This is a genomic window from Stenotrophomonas sp. Steno-C18 (assembly GCF_056393195.1).
This window is the reverse complement of the sequence record NZ_JBWJOX010000009.1, coordinates 105,664-122,621: the sequence shown is the minus strand read 5'-3', so window position 1 is coordinate 122,621 and position 16,958 is coordinate 105,664. Positions and strand designations below refer to the sequence as shown.

Annotated in this window: 16 protein-coding genes; 5 read left to right on the top strand and 11 right to left on the bottom strand. The window is 69.2% G+C overall.

Annotated elements, in window-relative coordinates:
- Nucleotides 1-8: 8 nt before the first annotated feature.
- The 3 genes from AC06FE_RS16715 to AC06FE_RS16705 are packed head-to-tail and all read left to right on the top strand — an operon-like array spanning nt 9 to nt 2,725.
- Nucleotides 9-989: a uroporphyrinogen-III C-methyltransferase gene (locus tag AC06FE_RS16715; protein ID WP_446541644.1), complete on the top strand. Its 981-nt coding sequence runs from the start codon at nt 9-11 to the stop codon at nt 987-989.
- Nucleotides 986-2,248 carry a heme biosynthesis protein HemY gene (locus AC06FE_RS16710; RefSeq protein ID WP_132862373.1) on the top strand — a complete coding sequence of 421 codons (1,263 nt, stop codon included), beginning with the start codon at nt 986-988 and terminating at the stop codon, nt 2,246-2,248. Before AC06FE_RS16715 ends, AC06FE_RS16710 begins: the two co-directional genes overlap by 4 nt.
- Nucleotides 2,249-2,287: 39 nt before the next feature.
- Nucleotides 2,288-2,725: a hypothetical protein gene (locus tag AC06FE_RS16705; RefSeq protein WP_478073678.1), complete on the top strand. Its 438-nt coding sequence runs from the start codon at nt 2,288-2,290 to the stop codon at nt 2,723-2,725.
- Nucleotides 2,726-2,770: 45 nt separating this feature from the next.
- Here AC06FE_RS16705 and AC06FE_RS16700 read toward each other — a convergent pair whose 3' ends face one another.
- The 3 genes from AC06FE_RS16700 to AC06FE_RS16690 form a co-directional block, all read right to left on the bottom strand.
- On the bottom strand, nt 2,771-3,322 hold the full coding sequence (locus tag AC06FE_RS16700) for a hypothetical protein (RefSeq protein WP_478073677.1): 552 nt from the start codon (nt 3,320-3,322) through the stop codon (nt 2,771-2,773).
- A gap of 59 nt (nt 3,323-3,381) precedes the next feature.
- Nucleotides 3,382-4,218 carry a hypothetical protein gene (locus tag AC06FE_RS16695; RefSeq protein ID WP_478073676.1) on the bottom strand — a complete coding sequence of 279 codons (837 nt, stop codon included), beginning with the start codon at nt 4,216-4,218 and terminating at the stop codon, nt 3,382-3,384.
- A gap of 316 nt (nt 4,219-4,534) precedes the next feature.
- A complete protein-coding gene (locus AC06FE_RS16690; RefSeq protein ID WP_132862369.1) occupies nt 4,535-5,815 on the bottom strand; it encodes an acetyl-CoA C-acetyltransferase in 1,281 nt (426 codons plus the stop codon).
- A 106-nt stretch (nt 5,816-5,921) separates the two neighbouring features.
- Here AC06FE_RS16690 and AC06FE_RS16685 point away from each other — a divergent pair, with 106 nt between their 5' ends.
- Entirely contained in the window at nt 5,922-6,809 is an 888-nt protein-coding gene (locus tag AC06FE_RS16685) for a hypothetical protein (RefSeq protein WP_478073675.1), read from the top strand.
- A 130-nt stretch (nt 6,810-6,939) separates the two neighbouring features.
- Here the strand turns inward: AC06FE_RS16685 and AC06FE_RS16680 are convergent, their stop codons facing one another.
- Genes AC06FE_RS16680 through AC06FE_RS16665 form a run of 4 tightly spaced genes read right to left on the bottom strand, consistent with a single transcriptional unit; the run spans nt 6,940 to nt 10,691 of the window.
- Entirely contained in the window at nt 6,940-7,563 is a 624-nt protein-coding gene (locus tag AC06FE_RS16680) for a superoxide dismutase family protein (protein ID WP_132862367.1), read from the bottom strand.
- A gap of 44 nt (nt 7,564-7,607) precedes the next feature.
- Nucleotides 7,608-8,177: a superoxide dismutase family protein gene (locus tag AC06FE_RS16675; RefSeq protein ID WP_478073674.1), complete on the bottom strand. Its 570-nt coding sequence runs from the start codon at nt 8,175-8,177 to the stop codon at nt 7,608-7,610.
- 41 nt (nt 8,178-8,218) lie between these two features.
- Entirely contained in the window at nt 8,219-9,661 is a 1,443-nt protein-coding gene (gene ntrC / locus AC06FE_RS16670; protein ID WP_478073673.1) for a nitrogen regulation protein NR(I), read from the bottom strand.
- The gene (locus tag AC06FE_RS16665) at nt 9,654-10,691 is read right to left on the bottom strand and encodes a two-component system sensor histidine kinase NtrB (protein WP_414717013.1); all 1,038 of its coding nucleotides are present in this window, start codon (nt 10,689-10,691) and stop codon (nt 9,654-9,656) included. Before AC06FE_RS16665 ends, ntrC begins: the two co-directional genes overlap by 8 nt.
- 116 nt (nt 10,692-10,807) lie before the next feature.
- On the opposite strand from AC06FE_RS16665, the gene AC06FE_RS16660 reads away from it, so the two are divergent.
- Nucleotides 10,808-12,547: a prealbumin-like fold domain-containing protein gene (locus AC06FE_RS16660; protein WP_478073672.1), complete on the top strand. Its 1,740-nt coding sequence runs from the start codon at nt 10,808-10,810 to the stop codon at nt 12,545-12,547.
- A gap of 37 nt (nt 12,548-12,584) precedes the next feature.
- Here the strand turns inward: AC06FE_RS16660 and AC06FE_RS16655 are convergent, their stop codons facing one another.
- The 4 genes from AC06FE_RS16655 to glnA all read right to left on the bottom strand — a co-directional run bounded on the left by AC06FE_RS16655 (nt 12,585) and on the right by glnA (nt 16,942).
- Nucleotides 12,585-13,331 carry an N-acetylmuramoyl-L-alanine amidase gene (locus AC06FE_RS16655; RefSeq protein ID WP_478073671.1) on the bottom strand — a complete coding sequence of 249 codons (747 nt, stop codon included), beginning with the start codon at nt 13,329-13,331 and terminating at the stop codon, nt 12,585-12,587.
- 108 nt (nt 13,332-13,439) lie between these two features.
- Nucleotides 13,440-14,864 (bottom strand): ammonium transporter, encoded by a 1,425-nt coding sequence (locus AC06FE_RS16650; RefSeq protein WP_478073670.1) that lies wholly within the window; start codon nt 14,862-14,864, stop codon nt 13,440-13,442.
- A 21-nt stretch (nt 14,865-14,885) separates the two neighbouring features.
- The gene (locus AC06FE_RS16645) at nt 14,886-15,224 is read right to left on the bottom strand and encodes a P-II family nitrogen regulator (protein ID WP_132862360.1); all 339 of its coding nucleotides are present in this window, start codon (nt 15,222-15,224) and stop codon (nt 14,886-14,888) included.
- A 308-nt stretch (nt 15,225-15,532) separates the two neighbouring features.
- Nucleotides 15,533-16,942 carry a type I glutamate--ammonia ligase gene (gene glnA, locus AC06FE_RS16640; RefSeq protein ID WP_132862359.1) on the bottom strand — a complete coding sequence of 470 codons (1,410 nt, stop codon included), beginning with the start codon at nt 16,940-16,942 and terminating at the stop codon, nt 15,533-15,535.
- Between the last annotated feature and the right edge of the window lie 16 nt (nt 16,943-16,958).

The window sequence follows — 16,958 nt, the reverse complement described above, 5'->3', positions numbered from 1 at the left end:
GTGCCCCGATGAATGATGTTTCCCCCGCTCCCACGCCCCGGCGCCCGCTGCGCTGGTTGATCCCACTGGCCGTGGTCGGCGTGCTCGCCGCCGCCGGCTGGTTCGGCTATCGCGGCTGGCAGGCCCAGCAGCAACAGGCCCACCAAGCGCGCGATGACGCCGCGCGCCAGCTGACCGCCCTGCAGGACAGCATGGAAGCCCTGCGCCGCGACCAGCGCGCCAATGCCCGCAGCATCCAGGACGCGGCCGCCACCAACCGCGTGCTGCGCGACGAAGTGCTGGGCCTGAGCCAGCGCAATGCGCTGCTGGAGGAGAACCTGGCACGCCTGGCCGACAGCTCGCGCCAGGGTGCGCAGGCGCTGCGCCGCGAGGAGGCCGAGCTGCTGCTCAGCCAGGCCGCGCAGCGGATGAACCATGCCGATGACCTGGACGGTGCGCGCCGCCTGTATGCCTTGGCCGCCGGCGTGCTGGAGAGCATCGACGACCCGGCCTACCTCAACCTGCGCCAGGCCCTGATCCAGGAGCGCAACGCGGTCGATGCGCTGGGGCCGGGCGTCCGCACCACCACCGCCAACCGGCTCACCCAGTGGGCGGCCAGCCTGGAGCAGTTGCCCGAACAGGCACGCGCGGCGACCGATGCCGAGCAGCCGTGGTGGCAGCAGCTGCTTTCCCCGTTGGTGGAGATCCGCCCGGCCGATGCCTCGGTGCTGGTCGCCCGCTCCGAGCGGCTGGCCGCCACCGACTCGCTGCAGATCGAGTTGAGCCTGGCCCGTGCCGCCCTTGAACGCGGTGACGACACCGCCTGGCAGCAGGCGCTGGACCGCATCGATGGCTGGTTGCAGCGGCTGTGGCCGGATTCGCCGCAACGCCAGCAGCATCGCGCCGAGCTCAAGGCCCTGCGCGCGGTGGAACTGCGCCCCGCCCTTCCCGAGCTGGGCAGCACCCTGCAGCAGCTGCGCAGCATGCGCGCGGCCAAGGAGTCGCCATGAAAGCCTTCCGTTCCCTGCTGATCGTCCTGCTGGTCGCCGCGCTGGGCATCTTCGGTGCGCAATGGATGGGCCAGGCGTCCGTGCGTGCGCTGGGCGAGGTGATCGTCCGTGCGGGCAACCACGACTACATCGCCACGCTGCCGCAGGCGGTGCTTGCGCTGCTGATCGTCCTGTTGCTGCTGTGGCTGCTGTGGACCCTGGTGAGCACGCCGTTCCGCGTCTGGGCACGGCATCGCCGCGGCAAGGGACGCGCCCGCCTGATCGATGGCCTGCAGGCGCTCGATGGCGGGCAGTGGCAGCGTGCCGAAAAGCTGCTGCAGAGCGCGGCCACCGAGAAGGAGGTGCGACCGATCGCACTGGTCGCGGCGATGCGTGCGGCCGAAGCCCGCGATGATGCCGCCAGTGCCGGCCAGCACCTGCAGCAGCTGGGCGCGGTCGACCCCACCCTGCACGCACTGCACAGCGCCGAGCGCTGGCTGGAACTGGACAAGCCACTGGAAGCGATCACTGCGCTGGACCTGCCCGGCATCCAGCCGTTGCCGCCACGCGGGCTGTCGCTGCGCACCGAGGCGCTGGCCCGCGCCGGTCGCGCCGAGGAGGCCTACGGGCAACTTGGCGCGCTGCGCCAGCAACAGGCCCTGCCACCGCCGGCGGTGGCCGCGCTGGAAACCCGGCTGGCCCTGCAGATGCTGGACGAAGCCGTTGACGTGAACGCACTGGCCGCGCGCTGGGAAGTGCTGCCCAAGACCCTGCGCGTGTCGCCGCAGGCGGTGGCGCGCTATGCCAGCCGCGCGGTGGCGTTGAACTGGAACGACGTGGCGCTGCGCGTGATCGAACAGACGCTGGACAGCAGCTGGGACGAGGCGCTGGTCACGCTGTACGGCACCCTGCCGGTGGACAAGCTGGACTCGCGTCGCGCCAGTGCACAGCGCTGGCTGCAGTCGCACCCTTCCAGCCCGGCACTGTTGCTGACCCTGGCCCGTCTGGCACGCGGCCAGGGGCAATGGACGCAGGCCGAGGAATTCCTGCACCGCGCGATCGCGCAGGGCGCCGGCCCCGATGCCTGGGAAGCCCTGGGCGAGGGTTTCGCTGCGCAGGGCGAGGACGCGCTGGCGCGGCAATGCCTGCTCAACGCCCTGCACCAACGCCGTGGCGATACCCCGCTGCCACTGGAACGCCGTGACCTGCGCCAGCAGATCCAGGACCAGGCCGTGGCCGAGGAGCGCGACGAACATGGCTTCCCGCGCCTGCCCGGCTGAGCCCATGGAATCCAGTCCCCACGCCTTCTTCCCGACGCCATGAACATTCCTCCGGACATGCACGCGCATGTCGTGGCACTGACCGATGCCATCATCGACGCCGGCCAGGCCGGCGACGACGAGGCGGTCCGGGTGCATTACGCCGAACTGGCCCGCTACTGCGAAGCCACCGCCCGCAGTGGCCGTGACCACCCGTTCCTGTGGGAGACGCTGGCCGATTTCACCGGTGATGACCCCACCGCGATCGGCTTCTACCTGCGCGCCCTGCCACTGGCGACGGCGGCCAATGCCGCCGGCTACGCGGCCTCGATCTGCCTGGCGCTGGCCGAGCGCTACTCCAACCTGGAGGAGCTCGACGCCGCACGCGATCACGCGCTGCAGGCCGACGCCTACGCGCGCGCCACCGACGACCTGCCGCTGCGCCGCGAAATCAGCCAGTTCCTGCTCGACCACGCGCCCACCACGGGCGGCGGCTGAGATCCGGCCTGCATCGCCCGGCAACGCGGCCGGGCGCACCTGCGGTCAATCGCGGCGGTGGGGATAGCGGGGCAGCGAGGCCAGCAACCGGGGCGAGACGCCGGCATAGACCGCCAGTTCCGGGGTGATCTTCTTCGGCTTGAGCACACGCATGCCGAGCAGGCCCCAGAACAGCATCACCAGGAACAGCAGCACGCCGAGCAGGATCATGCCGCCGCGCTCGAACATGAAGCCACCGACCAGCGGTACCAGCGACAACCACGCCATCAGGATGAAATTGCGACGCTGGCCCTGGTGCCTGGCGCACAGGCCCACCTGGTGGCTGGCCGGCTTGCGCACGATCAGCGCCACGATCAGGTAGACCACCATGTGCAGCAGGATCAGCAGGTACAGCCACGGCGAATGCCAATAGAAGGTACGGCTGCGATATTCGCTGGCCGGGTCGCCACATTTCACGCACGAACGCGGCAGGTCCGCGCCGGGGCGCACCAGCAGTTCCGCGCCGTCGCGCCAGCAGCGGTCGTCGCCATGCGCGTGCTGCAGTGGTGGCGGCTGCGGCGAACTCCGTGGCGCGGCATACGGGTTGTCGTCATTCACTGCGGGTTTTCCCCTGTGTCATGGCCAATGAAAGGCGCCCCCGCGCCCGTGCGTCCCGCTCAATCCCTGCGGCCACCTGCGGCGGCGGCCGCATCGGCCGCCTGGGCCGCCGCCTGGGCCGCGGCGGCGCTTTCCTGCGTGGCGGCCTCAGCACTCCTGTGCGCCGGTGCGTTGGCATCGACCGCCACCGTGTCGGCGTTGTCGCCTTGCTCGATCAGCTGCAGCTGCTGGGCGATCTCGGCGCGGAACTGCCGGGCACTCCGCTCGCTGTCCTCGCCCACCACCAGCGCTTCCACCTGCGGCTGCAGGCCGGTGAAGCGTGCACGGGCCGCATCGAAGCGCGACAGGCGGCGCTCCCATTCGCCCAGGATCATCTGGCAATGCAGCCAGCGCTGGTCACGCCGGGCGGCGGGGCGTTGGTCCGGGCACTGTTCGGCGAAGGCCGCCGCGGCCGCGGCCACGTAGCGCGGATACTGCGCCGGCGAGGCCTGCCAGGTGGCACGCTGCAGCACGCCGGCCTGTTCGTCCGCCGGGGCATCAATCGCCTGCATCAGACGTGAAACCAGCCAGTAACTGGTTTCGCTCTCGCGCATGCGCCGGTACTCCTCACCCTGCACGTAGGCGTCCAGCGCCCGGACCTCATCGGCGCTGAATGTCTCCCGGAATATCACGAAGCCATTGCCCGGGCATTGCACCAGCGGCCATGGCGACTTGATCGCGCCATAGGCGCGGCCATCGAGGAAGTGTCCGAAAGAGGTGCCCGAGCCCATCGTGCGGGCGCTGAAACGTTCGCCACCGATCGGGCAGACGTAGTCCACCTTCATGAACGTCATCGCCGCTGCCGGGGCAGCCAACACCGACACCATCATCCCCAACCCGATCGCGATGCGCCTCATCCATGTTCCCTCGTCCTTGGTGCGGCGAAGATACAGGCTTGTCAGGCAGCCAGGAAAGGCCTTGGCCGCGAAGTCGGGATGTATCTCGAAGGCGCAAAGACACCCCTCCCCAGTCCTCCCCTCTGCTGCGCAGCAGGGAGGGAGCAGATCCGCCGCGGCTCAAAGGATGCATGCCTGCACCCGGCGCAGGAGCGGCCTTGGCCGCGAAGTCGGGATATATCTCGAAGGCGCCAAGACACCCCTCCCCGGCCCTCCCCTTTGCGGCGCAGAAGGGAGGGGGCAGATCCACCGTGCCTACCGGTTGGGGTGCGCCGGATCAGCGCTCGACGATGGCTACCACGCCCATGCCGCCGGCGGTGCAGATCGACACCAGCGCGCGGCCACCGCCGCGTTCGGCCAGTTCCTTGGCCACGGTGCCGATGATGCGTGCACCGGTGGCGGCGAACGGATGGCCGGTGGCCAGCGACGAACCCAGCGGGTTGATCTTCTCCGGGTCGATGCGGCCCAGCGGTGCGTCCAGGCCCAGGCGGTTGCGGCAGTAGTCCTCGCTCTCCCACGCACGCAGCGTGCACAGCACCTGCGCGGCGAAGGCTTCATGGATTTCGTAGATGTCGAAATCCTGCAGGGTCAGGCCATTGCGCTTGAGCATTTCCGGCACGGCCACGGTCGGGGCCATCAGCAGGCCCTCGCCATGCACGAAATCCACCGCCGCCACCTGCGCGTCGCGCAGATACGCCAGCGGTGCATGCCCGTGCGCGCGTGCCCATTCCTCGCTGGCCAGCAGCACCGCGGCGGCGCCGTCGGTCAGCGGGGTGGAATTGGCGGCGGTCAGGGTGCCGCGGCCGGAGGTCCTGTCGAAGGCCGGCTTGAGCGTGGCCAGCTTTTCCAGCGAGGTGTCCGGGCGCAGGATGTTGTCGCGCTCCACGCCACGGAACGGTGCGATCAGGTCGTTGAAGAAGCCGCGCTCGTAGGCGGCGGCCAGCTTCTTGTGCGAGGACACCGCCCACTCGTCCTGCGAGTCACGCGAGATGTTCCACTCCTTGGCCATGTCCTCGCAGTGGTCACCCATGCTCTTGCCGGTACGCGGCTCGGCCACGCCGGGGAACTCGGGCTTGAGCTCGGAAAACTTGAAGCCCTTGGTCAGTGCGCGGAGCTTGTCGCCGGTGCTCTTGGCGCGGTTGGCCGCCAGCAGGCGTGCGCGCAGCTTCTTGCCATAGACGATCGGCACGTCGGAGGTGGTGTCCGAGCCGCCGCCGATGCCCGACTCGATCTGGCCCAGCGCGATCTTGTTGGCGACGGTGATGATGGTGTCCAGCGAGGTGCCGCAGGCACGCTGCAGGGTGATGCCCGGGGTCAGCGGCGACAGCCCGGAGGACAGCGCGGCCTCGCGGCCCAGGTTCCAGTCGCTGGGATGCTTGATCACCGCGCCCATCGCCACTTCGCCCAGCTGCTGGCCGTGCAGGCCGAACCGTTCAACCAGGGCGCCCAGCGTACGGACCGACATGCCAAGGTTGCCGACATCCGAATAGGCGGTGTTCTGGCGGCAGAACGGAATGCGGACACCACCGAGGATGGCTACGGGACGAGCGCTGGTCATGCGGGTACCTGATGACTGGAATGTGAGTGCAACGTGGCCTGCACGCGATAGCAGGCATAATGGCGTTGAGTGTAGCTTCGAGCCCGTGACGGGCCAACCGCGAACCATGAGCAATTCCAACCCCGACATGAACGCACTGGGCGTACTGGCACTGGAACTGGCCGGTGGCCAGCAGCCGCGCAAGGCCGCGCTGTCCTCGGACCAGGCCGGCGAACTGGCCGCGCTGGTCGGCCGTGACCTGGCCAAGCTGGTGCCGCAGGTCAGCGGCCTGGACCTGGTGTTCGCTGCGGCGCATTTCGACCCGGCCGAGGTGTTGCGCCCGGGCCTGCCGATCCATCGCCGCCTGGAAGAGCTGCAGGCGCGTGCGCCCGGCCGCAACGAGGGGCCGCGCCTGCTGGCCTTCGGTGCCGATGCCAACGGTGAGGTGCCGCTGCCGCTGCAGGCCGATCCGGGCCTGGTCGGCGGTGGGCTGCGGGTGGTGCCGTTCGTGTTGACCGGCACCGATACCGGGCTGCTGCAGGAAGCGCGTGATGCGCTGGAAGAGGTGCTGCTGGCCAACGGCATGGCGCAGCCGGACACCGCGCTGCTGGCGCAGACCGGGTTTGCCGCGCAGATCGAGCACGCACGCTATTTCACCTTCAACGACCTGGCCGCGATGATGGCCATGCAGTACGACAACCAGGGCCTGGCCGACTTGTGGCCGCTGCTGGAGACGGCGATGTTCGCGCCCGGCGAGGAACAGTGGCTGGAAGCCCCGCCGGAACCGCTGCTGCGTTATGTCGGTGGCGAAGTGCGCATGGCCTTGTTCGACCCGGCCGGCTGGTGCGCGCACTACGGCCATGAACGCAATGCCTGCGATCGCCTGCAGCGGGTGTACGAGCAGTACCTGATGCGCCAGCGGCAGATGGCCGCGGTGCTGGAGGCGCATGGCATCGACGTGCTGTACGTGCACGTGCATGCCGGCCAGGACGCCAAGGCGATGCTGGCGCACTGAGCGCGCTGGCGGAGGGATGCAGAAGGGCCGCGCAAGCGGCCCTTTTGTTTGGAGCGGTTCGGCCCGGAGGCGAACCCCTCCCCGCCCTCCCCTGCTGCGCAAGGGAGGGGGTTTGGAGCAGCGCGCCCGCTTACGGTGCCTTGTTGATCACCGCGCAAGCCAGGCGTGCGCCGGCATTGCCGGTCGGCTGGGTCTTGTAGTCGTCCGGGTCGGCATGGACGATCAGGCCGCGGCCGATGATGTCGAACGCATCGCCCTTGCCGGCATTGACGTTGCTGGCCACCGGGCCGTCGATGTGGGCGTTGCCCTGGGCATCGGCCTTGATGTTGGGCATGTCGCCGCCGTGGTGGGCGGTGGCGTCGATGCTGCCGTGTTCGCTGCTGCCCGGGTTGAAGTGGCCACCGGCACTGGTGCCGTCCGGCGCACTGCAATCGCCCTTCTCGTGGATGTGGAAACCGTGCTCGCTGTCCGGCTGCAAGCCGCTGATGTCGCCGCTGGCGCGCAGCTGGCCGTCAACCACGGTGAAGCTGATGCTGCCCTTGACCGTGCTGTCCTTGGTCGGCTCCAGCTGGGCGACGGCGACCGGCGCGGCCATGGCCATGGCCGGCGGAGCGGCCGGATCAGCGGCCGGGGCCGCGGCGGCAGGTGCGTCGGCGGCCGGTTCGGCCGGGGCGGCATCGGGTTCTGCGCCCTGGTTGCAGGCGGTCAGCGCGAGCGCGCCGGCGAGGAACAACGTGGTGTGGATCAAACGCATGGTCTTGCTCCCTATGAATGGGTGGATCAGAGCGACAGGCGCATTCAGCGTACGACGCGGATCACCGCGCAGGCGACACGGGCACCTGCATTGCCGGCAGGCTGGCTACGGTAGTCGTCGGGTGCAGCGTGCACCACGAGGGCGCGACCGGCAATGTCGTTGACTGCGCCACCGCCGAGGGTGACGCCGCGCAGGTGAACGTCGACATTGGCCACGCCTTCGGCATTGGCCAGCAGGTTGTCCATGTCCCCGGCATGGTGCGCGCCGGCGCCGGCGCGGCCATGCGCCTGCGCGGTGGGGTTGAAGTGGCCGCCGGCACTGCTGGCGTCCACCGCGCTGCAATCGCCCTTCTCGTGCACGTGGAAGGCAGACGGCCGGCCGCGCGGCAGGCCACCCACCACGCCGGTGATATGCACGCCGCCGGCTTCGGGCACCAAGGCCAAGCGGCCACTGACCAGGCTGGCCGAGGCCGGCGCGAGGTTGGCTTCGGCCATGCGTGCGGTGCTGACCGACGGTGGTGGCTGCGGCACCTGCGGCCGGGGCGCGGGGCCGGAGCCACAGGCGGCCAGCACCGCGGTGGCGGCCAGGGCAGTCAGGGGAAGATGGATGCGCATTGGAATCTCCTTGCTACGAACGTTTGCCCGGTGTCGTGCGCTCAGCTGCCGCGGCGACGGCCCGGGCCCAGTTTGCGGGTGACGGTGTTACGGCCCAGTCCCAGCCGGGCGGCGGCATCGGCGCGGTGGCCATCGGTGAATGCCAGCGCGGCCTCCAGCAGCACCGTGTCCAGGCGCTCGCGGGCCTCGGCGTGCAGGCCCATGGCACCTTCGGCCAGGCGCTGGCGCGCCCAGGCTTCCAGCGCACGGTCCCAGTGTTCCGGCGACAACGCGGGACCACCGCGCGGGCTGCGTCCGCCGCGGGCCAGCGCGGCGCGGACATCCTCGGCCGACACGGTGTCGGCCACCGCCAGCGCGGCCAGGCGCCAGCACACGTTCTCCAGCTCGCGCACGTTGCCCGGCCAGGCGTACTCGCGCAGCACCTGCACGGCGGGCGCGGACAGGCGCTTGGGCGGCATGTCCAGCCGTCGTGCGGCATTGGCCAGGAAGGTCTCGGCCAACTGCGGCACATCGGCCAGGCGCTCGCGCAGCGGGGGCAGCAGCAGGCGCACCATGTCCAGCCGGTGCAGCAGGTCGGCACGGAAGCGGCCCTGCTCGACCAGTGCCTCCAGGTCCTGGTGGGTGGCGGCGACCACGCGCACATCGACATGGATCAGCTCGCGCCCGCCGACGCGGAAGAACTCGCCCTCGGCCAGCACGCGCAACAGGCGGGTCTGCAGCGGCAGCGGCATGTCGCCGATCTCGTCCAGGAACAGCGTGCCGCCATCGGCCTGCTCGAAGCGGCCGATATGGCGCTTGTGCGCGCCGGTGAACGCGCCGGCCTCATGGCCGAACAGTTCGCTTTCCAGCAGTTCGGCCGGGATGGCGGCGGTGTTCAGCGCCACGAACGGCCCCTTCGCGCGCGGCGACTCGCGGTGCAGCGCGTTGGCCACCAGTTCCTTGCCGGTGCCGGTTTCGCCATTGATCAACACCGACAACGGCGCCTGCGCCAGCTTGCCGATGGCGCGGAACAACGCACGCATGGCCGGGGTGTCGCCGATCAGCTGCGGCGCGCCCTGGCCGGCCACGGCGGCCGGCGGTGGCGCCGCCGGCGGGTCTTCCACCAACGGCTCGGGCAGCGCGCGCCGGGCCAGTTCCACCGCATCGTCCAGGTCGAACGGCTTGGACAGGAACTCGTGCGCACCGCCGCGGAACGCTCCGGCGGTGCTGGCCACGTCGGTGTAGGCGCTCATCACGATGACCGGCAGCTGCGGATGCGCGGCCTTGAGTTTCTCCAGCAGTGCCAGGCCGTTGTCGCCGGGCATGCGCACGTCGGTGAACAGCAGGTCGGGCACCGGCCGGGTTTCCAGCGCGGCCAGGGCCGCCGCCGCATGCTCGAAGCCTTCGACGGTGTAGCCGGCCTCGCGCAGCGCGGTGGTCAGCACGAAACGTACCGACCGGTCGTCATCGACCACCCAGACGGTGGCGGTGGTGGGGTCAGGCATCACGGGCCTCCTGTGTGCCCAGCGGCAGCAGCACGGTGAACACCGTGTGGCCGGGGCGCGAACGGTAACCGAGGGTGCCGCGGTGTTCGCGCGCCACCTGCTGGGCCAGCGCCAGGCCCAGGCCGGTGCCCTCGGCGCGGCCACTGACCAGCGGCAGGAACAGGTGCTCGGCCATGTCCTCGGGCACGCCGCGGCCGTCGTCGGCCACTTCCAGGCGCAGCGCCAACGGCTGGATCTGGTCGCCGATGCGCAGGCCGTGCTCGACCCGGGTGCGCAGCGTCACCACGGTGGCGCCGGCCTGGATGGCGTTGCGCACCAGGTTCCAGGCGGCCTGGGTCAGGCGGTCGGGGTCACCGTCGAACTCGGGGATGCTGGGGTCGTAATCGCGCTGGATACGCACCGACCAGCCCGCCTCGCTCTCGGCCAGGCGCAGCACCCGCTCCAGCGCGGCGTGGATGTTCATGGCCGCGTGCGGTCGTGCCGGGGCCGGTGACAGCAGTTGTTCGAGCAGGCCGTTGAGGCGTTCGATCTCCGCGCCGATCAGGTCGATCAACTCACGCTCGCCGGCGTCGCGGCCCTGGGCCCGGCGGGCCAGCAGCTGCGCGGCGCCCTTGAGCCCGGCCAACGGGTTGCGCAGCTCGTGGGCCAGGCCCTTGAGGGCGGCCGACAGTGCGCCGGGCAGCACCTGCGCCGGGTCGGGCGCGACGAACTCGTCCACCGGGTAGGCCTCCAGCAGCCAGCCGCCTTCCTCCAGCCGGCTCAACCAGCCCTCGGCGAAACGCGGGCTCTCGCCCGGCAGGGCCAGGATCAACCGATGCAGGCGCAGCACGTCGCGCTCGTCGCGGGCCAGGAAGTTGGCCAAGGCCTCGCCCTGCGCCTCCAGCGAGACCAGCGGCTGGCCGACCAGGCGGCGCACGCTCACGCCCATCCAGCGCGCGAAGGCCGGGTTGGTGCCAAGGATGCGGCCATCGGCGCTGGCCCAGGCCACGGGGGTACCCAGCACGTCCAGCGCGGGGCGGTCATCAGGCATCGTCATTGCACCAATGTAGTGCAAAGGCGACCGGCTGGGCAGCATCGTCACGGCGGCTTGGCACCGCCAAGGCCACTATCCGCGCCATTGCGGCAAGTGACACTTCAGGGGATGACATGCCAACGCTTCACGCTCGAACCACGCTTTCCGGCCTCTGGCGCGCCGGTGGCGCCGGCATCGCCGGCCTGCTGCTGGCCATGACCGCGTTCCAGGCGGCCGCGCAGAACGTGCTGTGGGAGGATTACCGTGGCACCACCAGCATCGCATCCGATGCCAATTACATCGGTCCGCAAGGCGCCCCGCGGTTCGTCAACAACCCCGCCACCATCGCCAACCTCTCCGCGCTGGCCAACAACCCGGCCAATGCGGTCCGCACCGGCACCTCGGCGCTGGTGGACTACGGCAGCAATCCGTTCGCGTTGTGCGATAGCCGCACCGCCGCCAACCTGCAGACCGATCCCTGCCGCTACCAGGCCATGGGCCGGGTGATGTACACGCTGGTGCGGTTCCCGGTTGCCGGCACCTACACGCTTTCCGTGGCGCATGACGACTCGGTGCAGGTCAGCATGTCCTCCAGTTACACCAGCACCGCCTACCGCACCGCCAACTACGACATCCCGGTCGGCGCACTGAGCAGTTACACCAGCGGCGAAACCGACTTCCGGGCCATCGGCAGCTTCAACGCCGACGTCGCCAACAGTTGTGCCCTGATGCGCATCTACTGGGTGAACGCCGGCGGCCTGAACTTCAACCGGCTGCGCTGGCAGCATCCCTCGATCAACGGCGGCGCGGCGCAGATCATTCCCGCCACCCAGTTCAGCAACCCCTCGCAGGCGAGCAGTTCCAGCGGCTGCGCCGGCAGCATCGTCTACCCGGTGCCGGCGATCATGGTCAACAAGGTGGTGAACCTGGGCCGCATCGCGCCCAACGACCAGTTCACCGTCTCCATCCGCCAGGGCAGCAACACGTTGCGCGCGGCCTCCACCAGCGGCGCCGGGACGGGGCAGCAGGCCAGCACCGGCGCGCTGCAGGTCAGCACCGGCAACCACGTCGTGCGCGATGACATGGCGGCCAACAGCGTCCAGGCCATCGGTGACTACGACAAGAGCATCAGCTGCACGTCCTACCAGCTCAACGGCCAGCAGCAGGCCTACACGCCCAGCGGGACCGGCCCCGACTGGACCATCGCGGTGGCGGCCAACACGCAGTACACCTGCACCATCACCAATACGCCCCGGCCGGTGGTGACCGCGCGCAAGATCAGCGAACGCGCGGTGGGCGCCTTCACCTTCACCGGCACCAATGGCCTGCCCTCGCAGACGCTGACCACGACCAGCGCCGGCCAGGCCGTGGCCGGCAGCGCGCGTGCGCTGACGGCGGTGAACACGGCCACCACGCTGACCGAGGCACAGACGCCGGGCTTCGCCCTCAGCGCGGTCCAGTGCACCGGCCTGCCTGCCGGCGTGAACGGTACCGTGGACCTGCCCAACCGCAGCGTCACGCTGCCGGCCGCGGCCATCGTCCAGGGCGCGAACATCGTCTGCACCTTCACCAATGCGGCCGGCGTCGACCTCTCCGTGACCAAGACCAATGCCGTGGCCAGCGTGCCGTCCGGGAGCAGTACGACCTACTCGCTGCAGTTCCGCAACGGCGGCCCGGGCGATGCCAGTGGCGCGGTCCTGAAGGACACGCCGGCGAGCGGGCTGTCCAACTGCCAGGTGCTCTCCTGCACGCCCACCAACAACGCGACCTGCCCGCAGGCGCCGGCGGACCTGCTGACCGCCAACGGGGCGACGGTGACGGCGTTCCCGGCCAACAGCCAGATCAACGTGCAGGTCCAGTGCAGCGTCAACTGAGCACGCGCCCGGCGACCATGCCACCGGGCGCGGTCGCTCACTTCACCTGTTGCAGCAGCGAGTGGAGGATGCGGGCATCTTCGGCATCCAGCTCGGCGGGCAACGTGTCGCTGCCACGGAAGCGCCGGTGGAAGGCGCGCGCGGCCGCGGCACGGTCGTCCATCGGGTAACCCAGCGCCTGCAGCGCCAGCCAGCGGTCGAAGCCTTCCGGGGCCGCGCCGTCGCTGGCCTTGGGCCAGATACCGAAGCCGGCCTCGGCCAGCTGCTGCCAGGGGAAGAAGCGGCTGGGGTCGGCCTTGCGCGACGGGGCCAGATCGGCATGGCCGATGATCTGGCTGCGCGGGATGTTGTAGCGGGTGCACAGGTCATCGAGCAGGCGCAGCAGCGTGGCGATCTGCGGTGCGCTGAACGGGCTCTCGCCGTCGTTGTCGATCTCGATGCCGATCGAGGTGGAGTTGAGGTCGGTGATCGATCCCCAGCGCCCGCCACCGGCATGCCAGGCACGTTCGCTGTCGGCGACCAGCTGGTACAGGTCACCCTTGCGCCCGACCAGGTAGTGCGAGCTCACCTTGCCGCCGCTGTTGGCGCTGCGCAGCGTGTCCAGGCTCTGCTGCACCGAATCCTGGTCGGTGTGGTGCAGCACGATGATCACCGGCTGGCGTGCGTTGTGGTTCGCCGAGGGAACCCATTGCGCCAGGGGATTGCGCTGCGGCGCGGTGGTGCAGGCGGCGAGTGCGGCGACCAGCGCCAGCGGCAACAGGAGTTTGTGGTTCATGCCGGGCATTGCACGTTGCCACGGATGGGAAAGCAAGTGACCTACGGCAGGATGCTGGCGCGGCCCTCACCCCAACCCCTCTCCCGCACGCGGGAGAGGGGCTTTGAGTACACAGTCTTAGACCTCGTAGGCGGATTCGCCGTGGGTGGTGACGTCCAGGCCGGTGCGTTCGGCTTCCTCGCTCACGCGCAGGCCGACCAGCGCGCGCACCACCAGCAGGATCACCGCGGTGACCACCGCGCTCCACAGCACCGTGAAGCCGACGCTGACCACCTGCACCCAGAGCTGGTGGCCGATATCCAGGTCGGCCTTGGTGCCGCCGAGCGATTGTGCGCTGAACACGCCGGTGAGGATCGCACCGACGATGCCACCCACACCGTGCACGCCGAACACGTCGGCGGTGTCATCGGCCTTCAACAGGCGCTTGAGCCCGGTCACGCCCCACACGCAGATCATGCCGGTGACGAAGCCAATCACGATCGCACCGAGCGGGCCCACCGTACCGCAGGCCGGGGTCACGCCCACCAGGCCGGCGACCGCGCCGGAAGCCGCACCCAGCGCCGAGGGATGGCCCTTGGTCACCGCCTCCACCAGCGTCCAGCCCAGCACCGCGGCAGCGGTGGCCAGCACGGTGTTGATGAAGGCCAGCGAGGCGACCGTGTCGGCGGCTGCGGCCGAGCCGGCGTTGAAGCCAAACCAGCCCACCCACAACAGCATCGCGCCGATCCAGGTCAGCGGCAGGTTGTGTGGCTTCAATGCGGTCTGGCCATAGCCCAGGCGCTTGCCGACGAACCACGCCGCCACCAGGCCGGCGACACCGGCGTTGATGTGCACCACCGTGCCGCCGGCAAAGTCGATCGCGCCCATCTCACCGAGATAGCCGCCGCCCCAGACGATGTGCGCCATCGGGATGTAGCTCAGGGTGAACCACAACGCCGAGAACAACAGCACCGCGCGGAACTTGATGCGCTCGGCGAACGCGCCGACGATCAGCGCGGTGGTGATGCCGGCGAAGGTGGACTGGAAGGCCACGAACAGGAAGTCCGGCAACCCGGCGATCGGTGTGTTGCCCACCGATTCGGGGGTGAAGCCCTTGAGGAAGGCGAATTCGGTGAAGGAACCGAAGAACGGGTTGCCCGCACTGAACACCGCGCTGTAGCCATAGGCCACCCACAGCATCAGCACCAGCGAGAACACCACCAGCACCTGGCTCAGCACCGAGAGCACGTTCTTGGCGCGCACCAGGCCGCCATAGAACAGCGCCAGGCCCGGCACCACCATCATCAGCACCAGCAAGGTGGCGGTGAGCATCCACGCCACATCCCCGCGATCGAAGCTGGGCGCCGCCTCGGCGGCGGCTTCGGCCGGGGCCTCGGCGGCAACCGCCGGTGCCGCGCCTTGCGTTGCCTCCGGCTGCGGCGGCGTGGCCTGCTGGGCCAACGCGTGTGAGGGAAGCATGCCCACCGCCATGACGGCGAGCATGAACGACAGGCACAGGCCACCGAACCGGGCCTTGAGCCCGGTGAAAAATTCCGTTCGCATTGTCGACTCCGGCTGTGGGGGTTAGAGCGCGTCAGCGCCTGTTTCACCGGTGCGGATACGCACCACCTGCTCGAGCGGGGTGACGAAGATCTTGCCGTCACCGATCTTGCCGGTGCCGGCCGCGCCCTGCAGGGTTTCGATCACCGCATCCACGCGGTCGTCGGTGACGGCGGTCTCGATGCGGATCTTGGGAAGGAAGTCGACGACGTACTCGGCACCGCGATACAGCTCGGTGTGCCCCTTCTGCCGGCCAAAGCCCTTGACCTCGGTGACGGTGATGCCCGAAACGCCGACGGCGCCCAGTGCCTCGCGTACCTCGTCAAGCTTGAATGGCCGGATGATGGCGGAGATCAATTTCATGCGCATGTCCCGTAGTGGAGGAGACCGGCCCGCGCCTGCGGGCCGGTTTCGTGTCTTCCACCGGCCGCGATGCGGCCGCTGGCTGTTGCGCCGAACGTGTCATGGGCCTCGCTGACGGCAGCACTTTTCCAGCCGCTGACGGCAGTGACGCGGGAGGGAGGAATGGCCCATGGCGCGCGTCCGGATTCTCTTGCCCCTGGTGCTTCCGTGCGTCCTGCTTCAGACCGCCTGCAAGGCTCCCCAGCCTTGAAAGCGGCGGCGATGACGAAGGTGGGAGGGGTGCCCTTCGTCATCGCCACCTGAAAGGATCAGCTTGCGTAGTACAGCTGGTACTCCAGCGGGTGGGTGGCCGCGCGGAACGCGGTCACTTCCTTCATCTTCAGCGCGATGTAGGCATCGATGAAGTCGTCGCTCATCACGCCACCGGCCTTGAGGAACTCGCGGTCCTTGTCCAGCGCTTCCAGCGCCTGGTCCAGCGAGGAGCAGACCTGCGGGATCAGCTTCTCTTCTTCCGGCGGCAGGTCGTACAGGTCCTTGTCGCTCGGCGCGCCCGGGTCGATCTGGTTCTTGATGCCGTCCAGGCCGGCCATCATCAGCGCGGTGAAGGTCAGGTAGCCGGACTGGATCGGGTCCGGGAAACGCATCTCGATGCGGCGTGCCTTCGGGTTGGACACCCACGGGATGCGGCACGAGGCCGAGCGGTTGCGGGCCGAGTAGGCCAGCATCACCGGTGCCTCGAAGCCCGGGACCAGGCGCTTGTAGCTGTTGGTGCCGGAGTTGGCGAAGGCGTTGATGGCGCGGGCGTGCTTGAAGATGCCGCCGATGTACCACAGCGCCATCTGGCTCAGGCCACCGTAGCCGTCACCGGAGAACAGGTTCTTGCCTTCCTTGGCCAGCGACTGGTGCACGTGCATGCCGCTGCCGTTGTCGCCGACCAGCGGCTTGGGCATGAAGGTGACGGTCTTGCCGTTGCGATGGGCCACGTTCTTGATGACGTGCTTCATGCGCTGCAGTTCGTCGGCCTTGGTGACCAGGGTGTTGAACTTGGCGCCGATCTCGCACTGGCCGGCGTTGGCCACTTCGTGGTGGTGCACTTCGACTTCGATGCCGACCTTTTCCAGCACCTTGCACATCTCGGCGCGGATATCGTGCAGCGAGTCGGTCGGCGGCACCGGGAAGTAGCCGCCCTTCACGGTCGGGCGGTAGCCGCTGTTGGTGCCTTCGTAGCTCTTGCCGGTGTTCCAGGAACCTTCCTCGGAGTTGATCTTGAAGAAGGTGTGGCCCATGTCATTGGCGAACTGGACCGAGTCGAAGATGAAGAACTCCGGTTCCGGGCCGAAGAAGGCCAGGTCGGCGATGCCGGAGGACTTCAGGTAGGCCTCGGCGCGCTTGGCGATGCCGCGCGGGCAGCGGCCGTAGCCCTGCATGGTGGCCGGGTCGAGCACGTCGCAGGTCAGCACCAGGGTCGGATCGGCGTAGAACGGGTCCAGGTAGGCGCTGTCCGGGTCCGGCAGCAGCACCATGTCCGATTCGGCGATGCCCTTCCAGCCGGCGATCGAGCTGCCATCGAACATCTTGCCTTCCTCGAACAGCGACGGCTCGATGATCGAGACCGGGAAGGTCACGTGCTGCTCGATACCGCGCATGTCGACGAAACGCAGGTCGACGAACTCGACCTGGTTGTCCTTGATCAGCTTCTCAACGTTTTCCAGGGACATCGGGTGCAACCTCGGA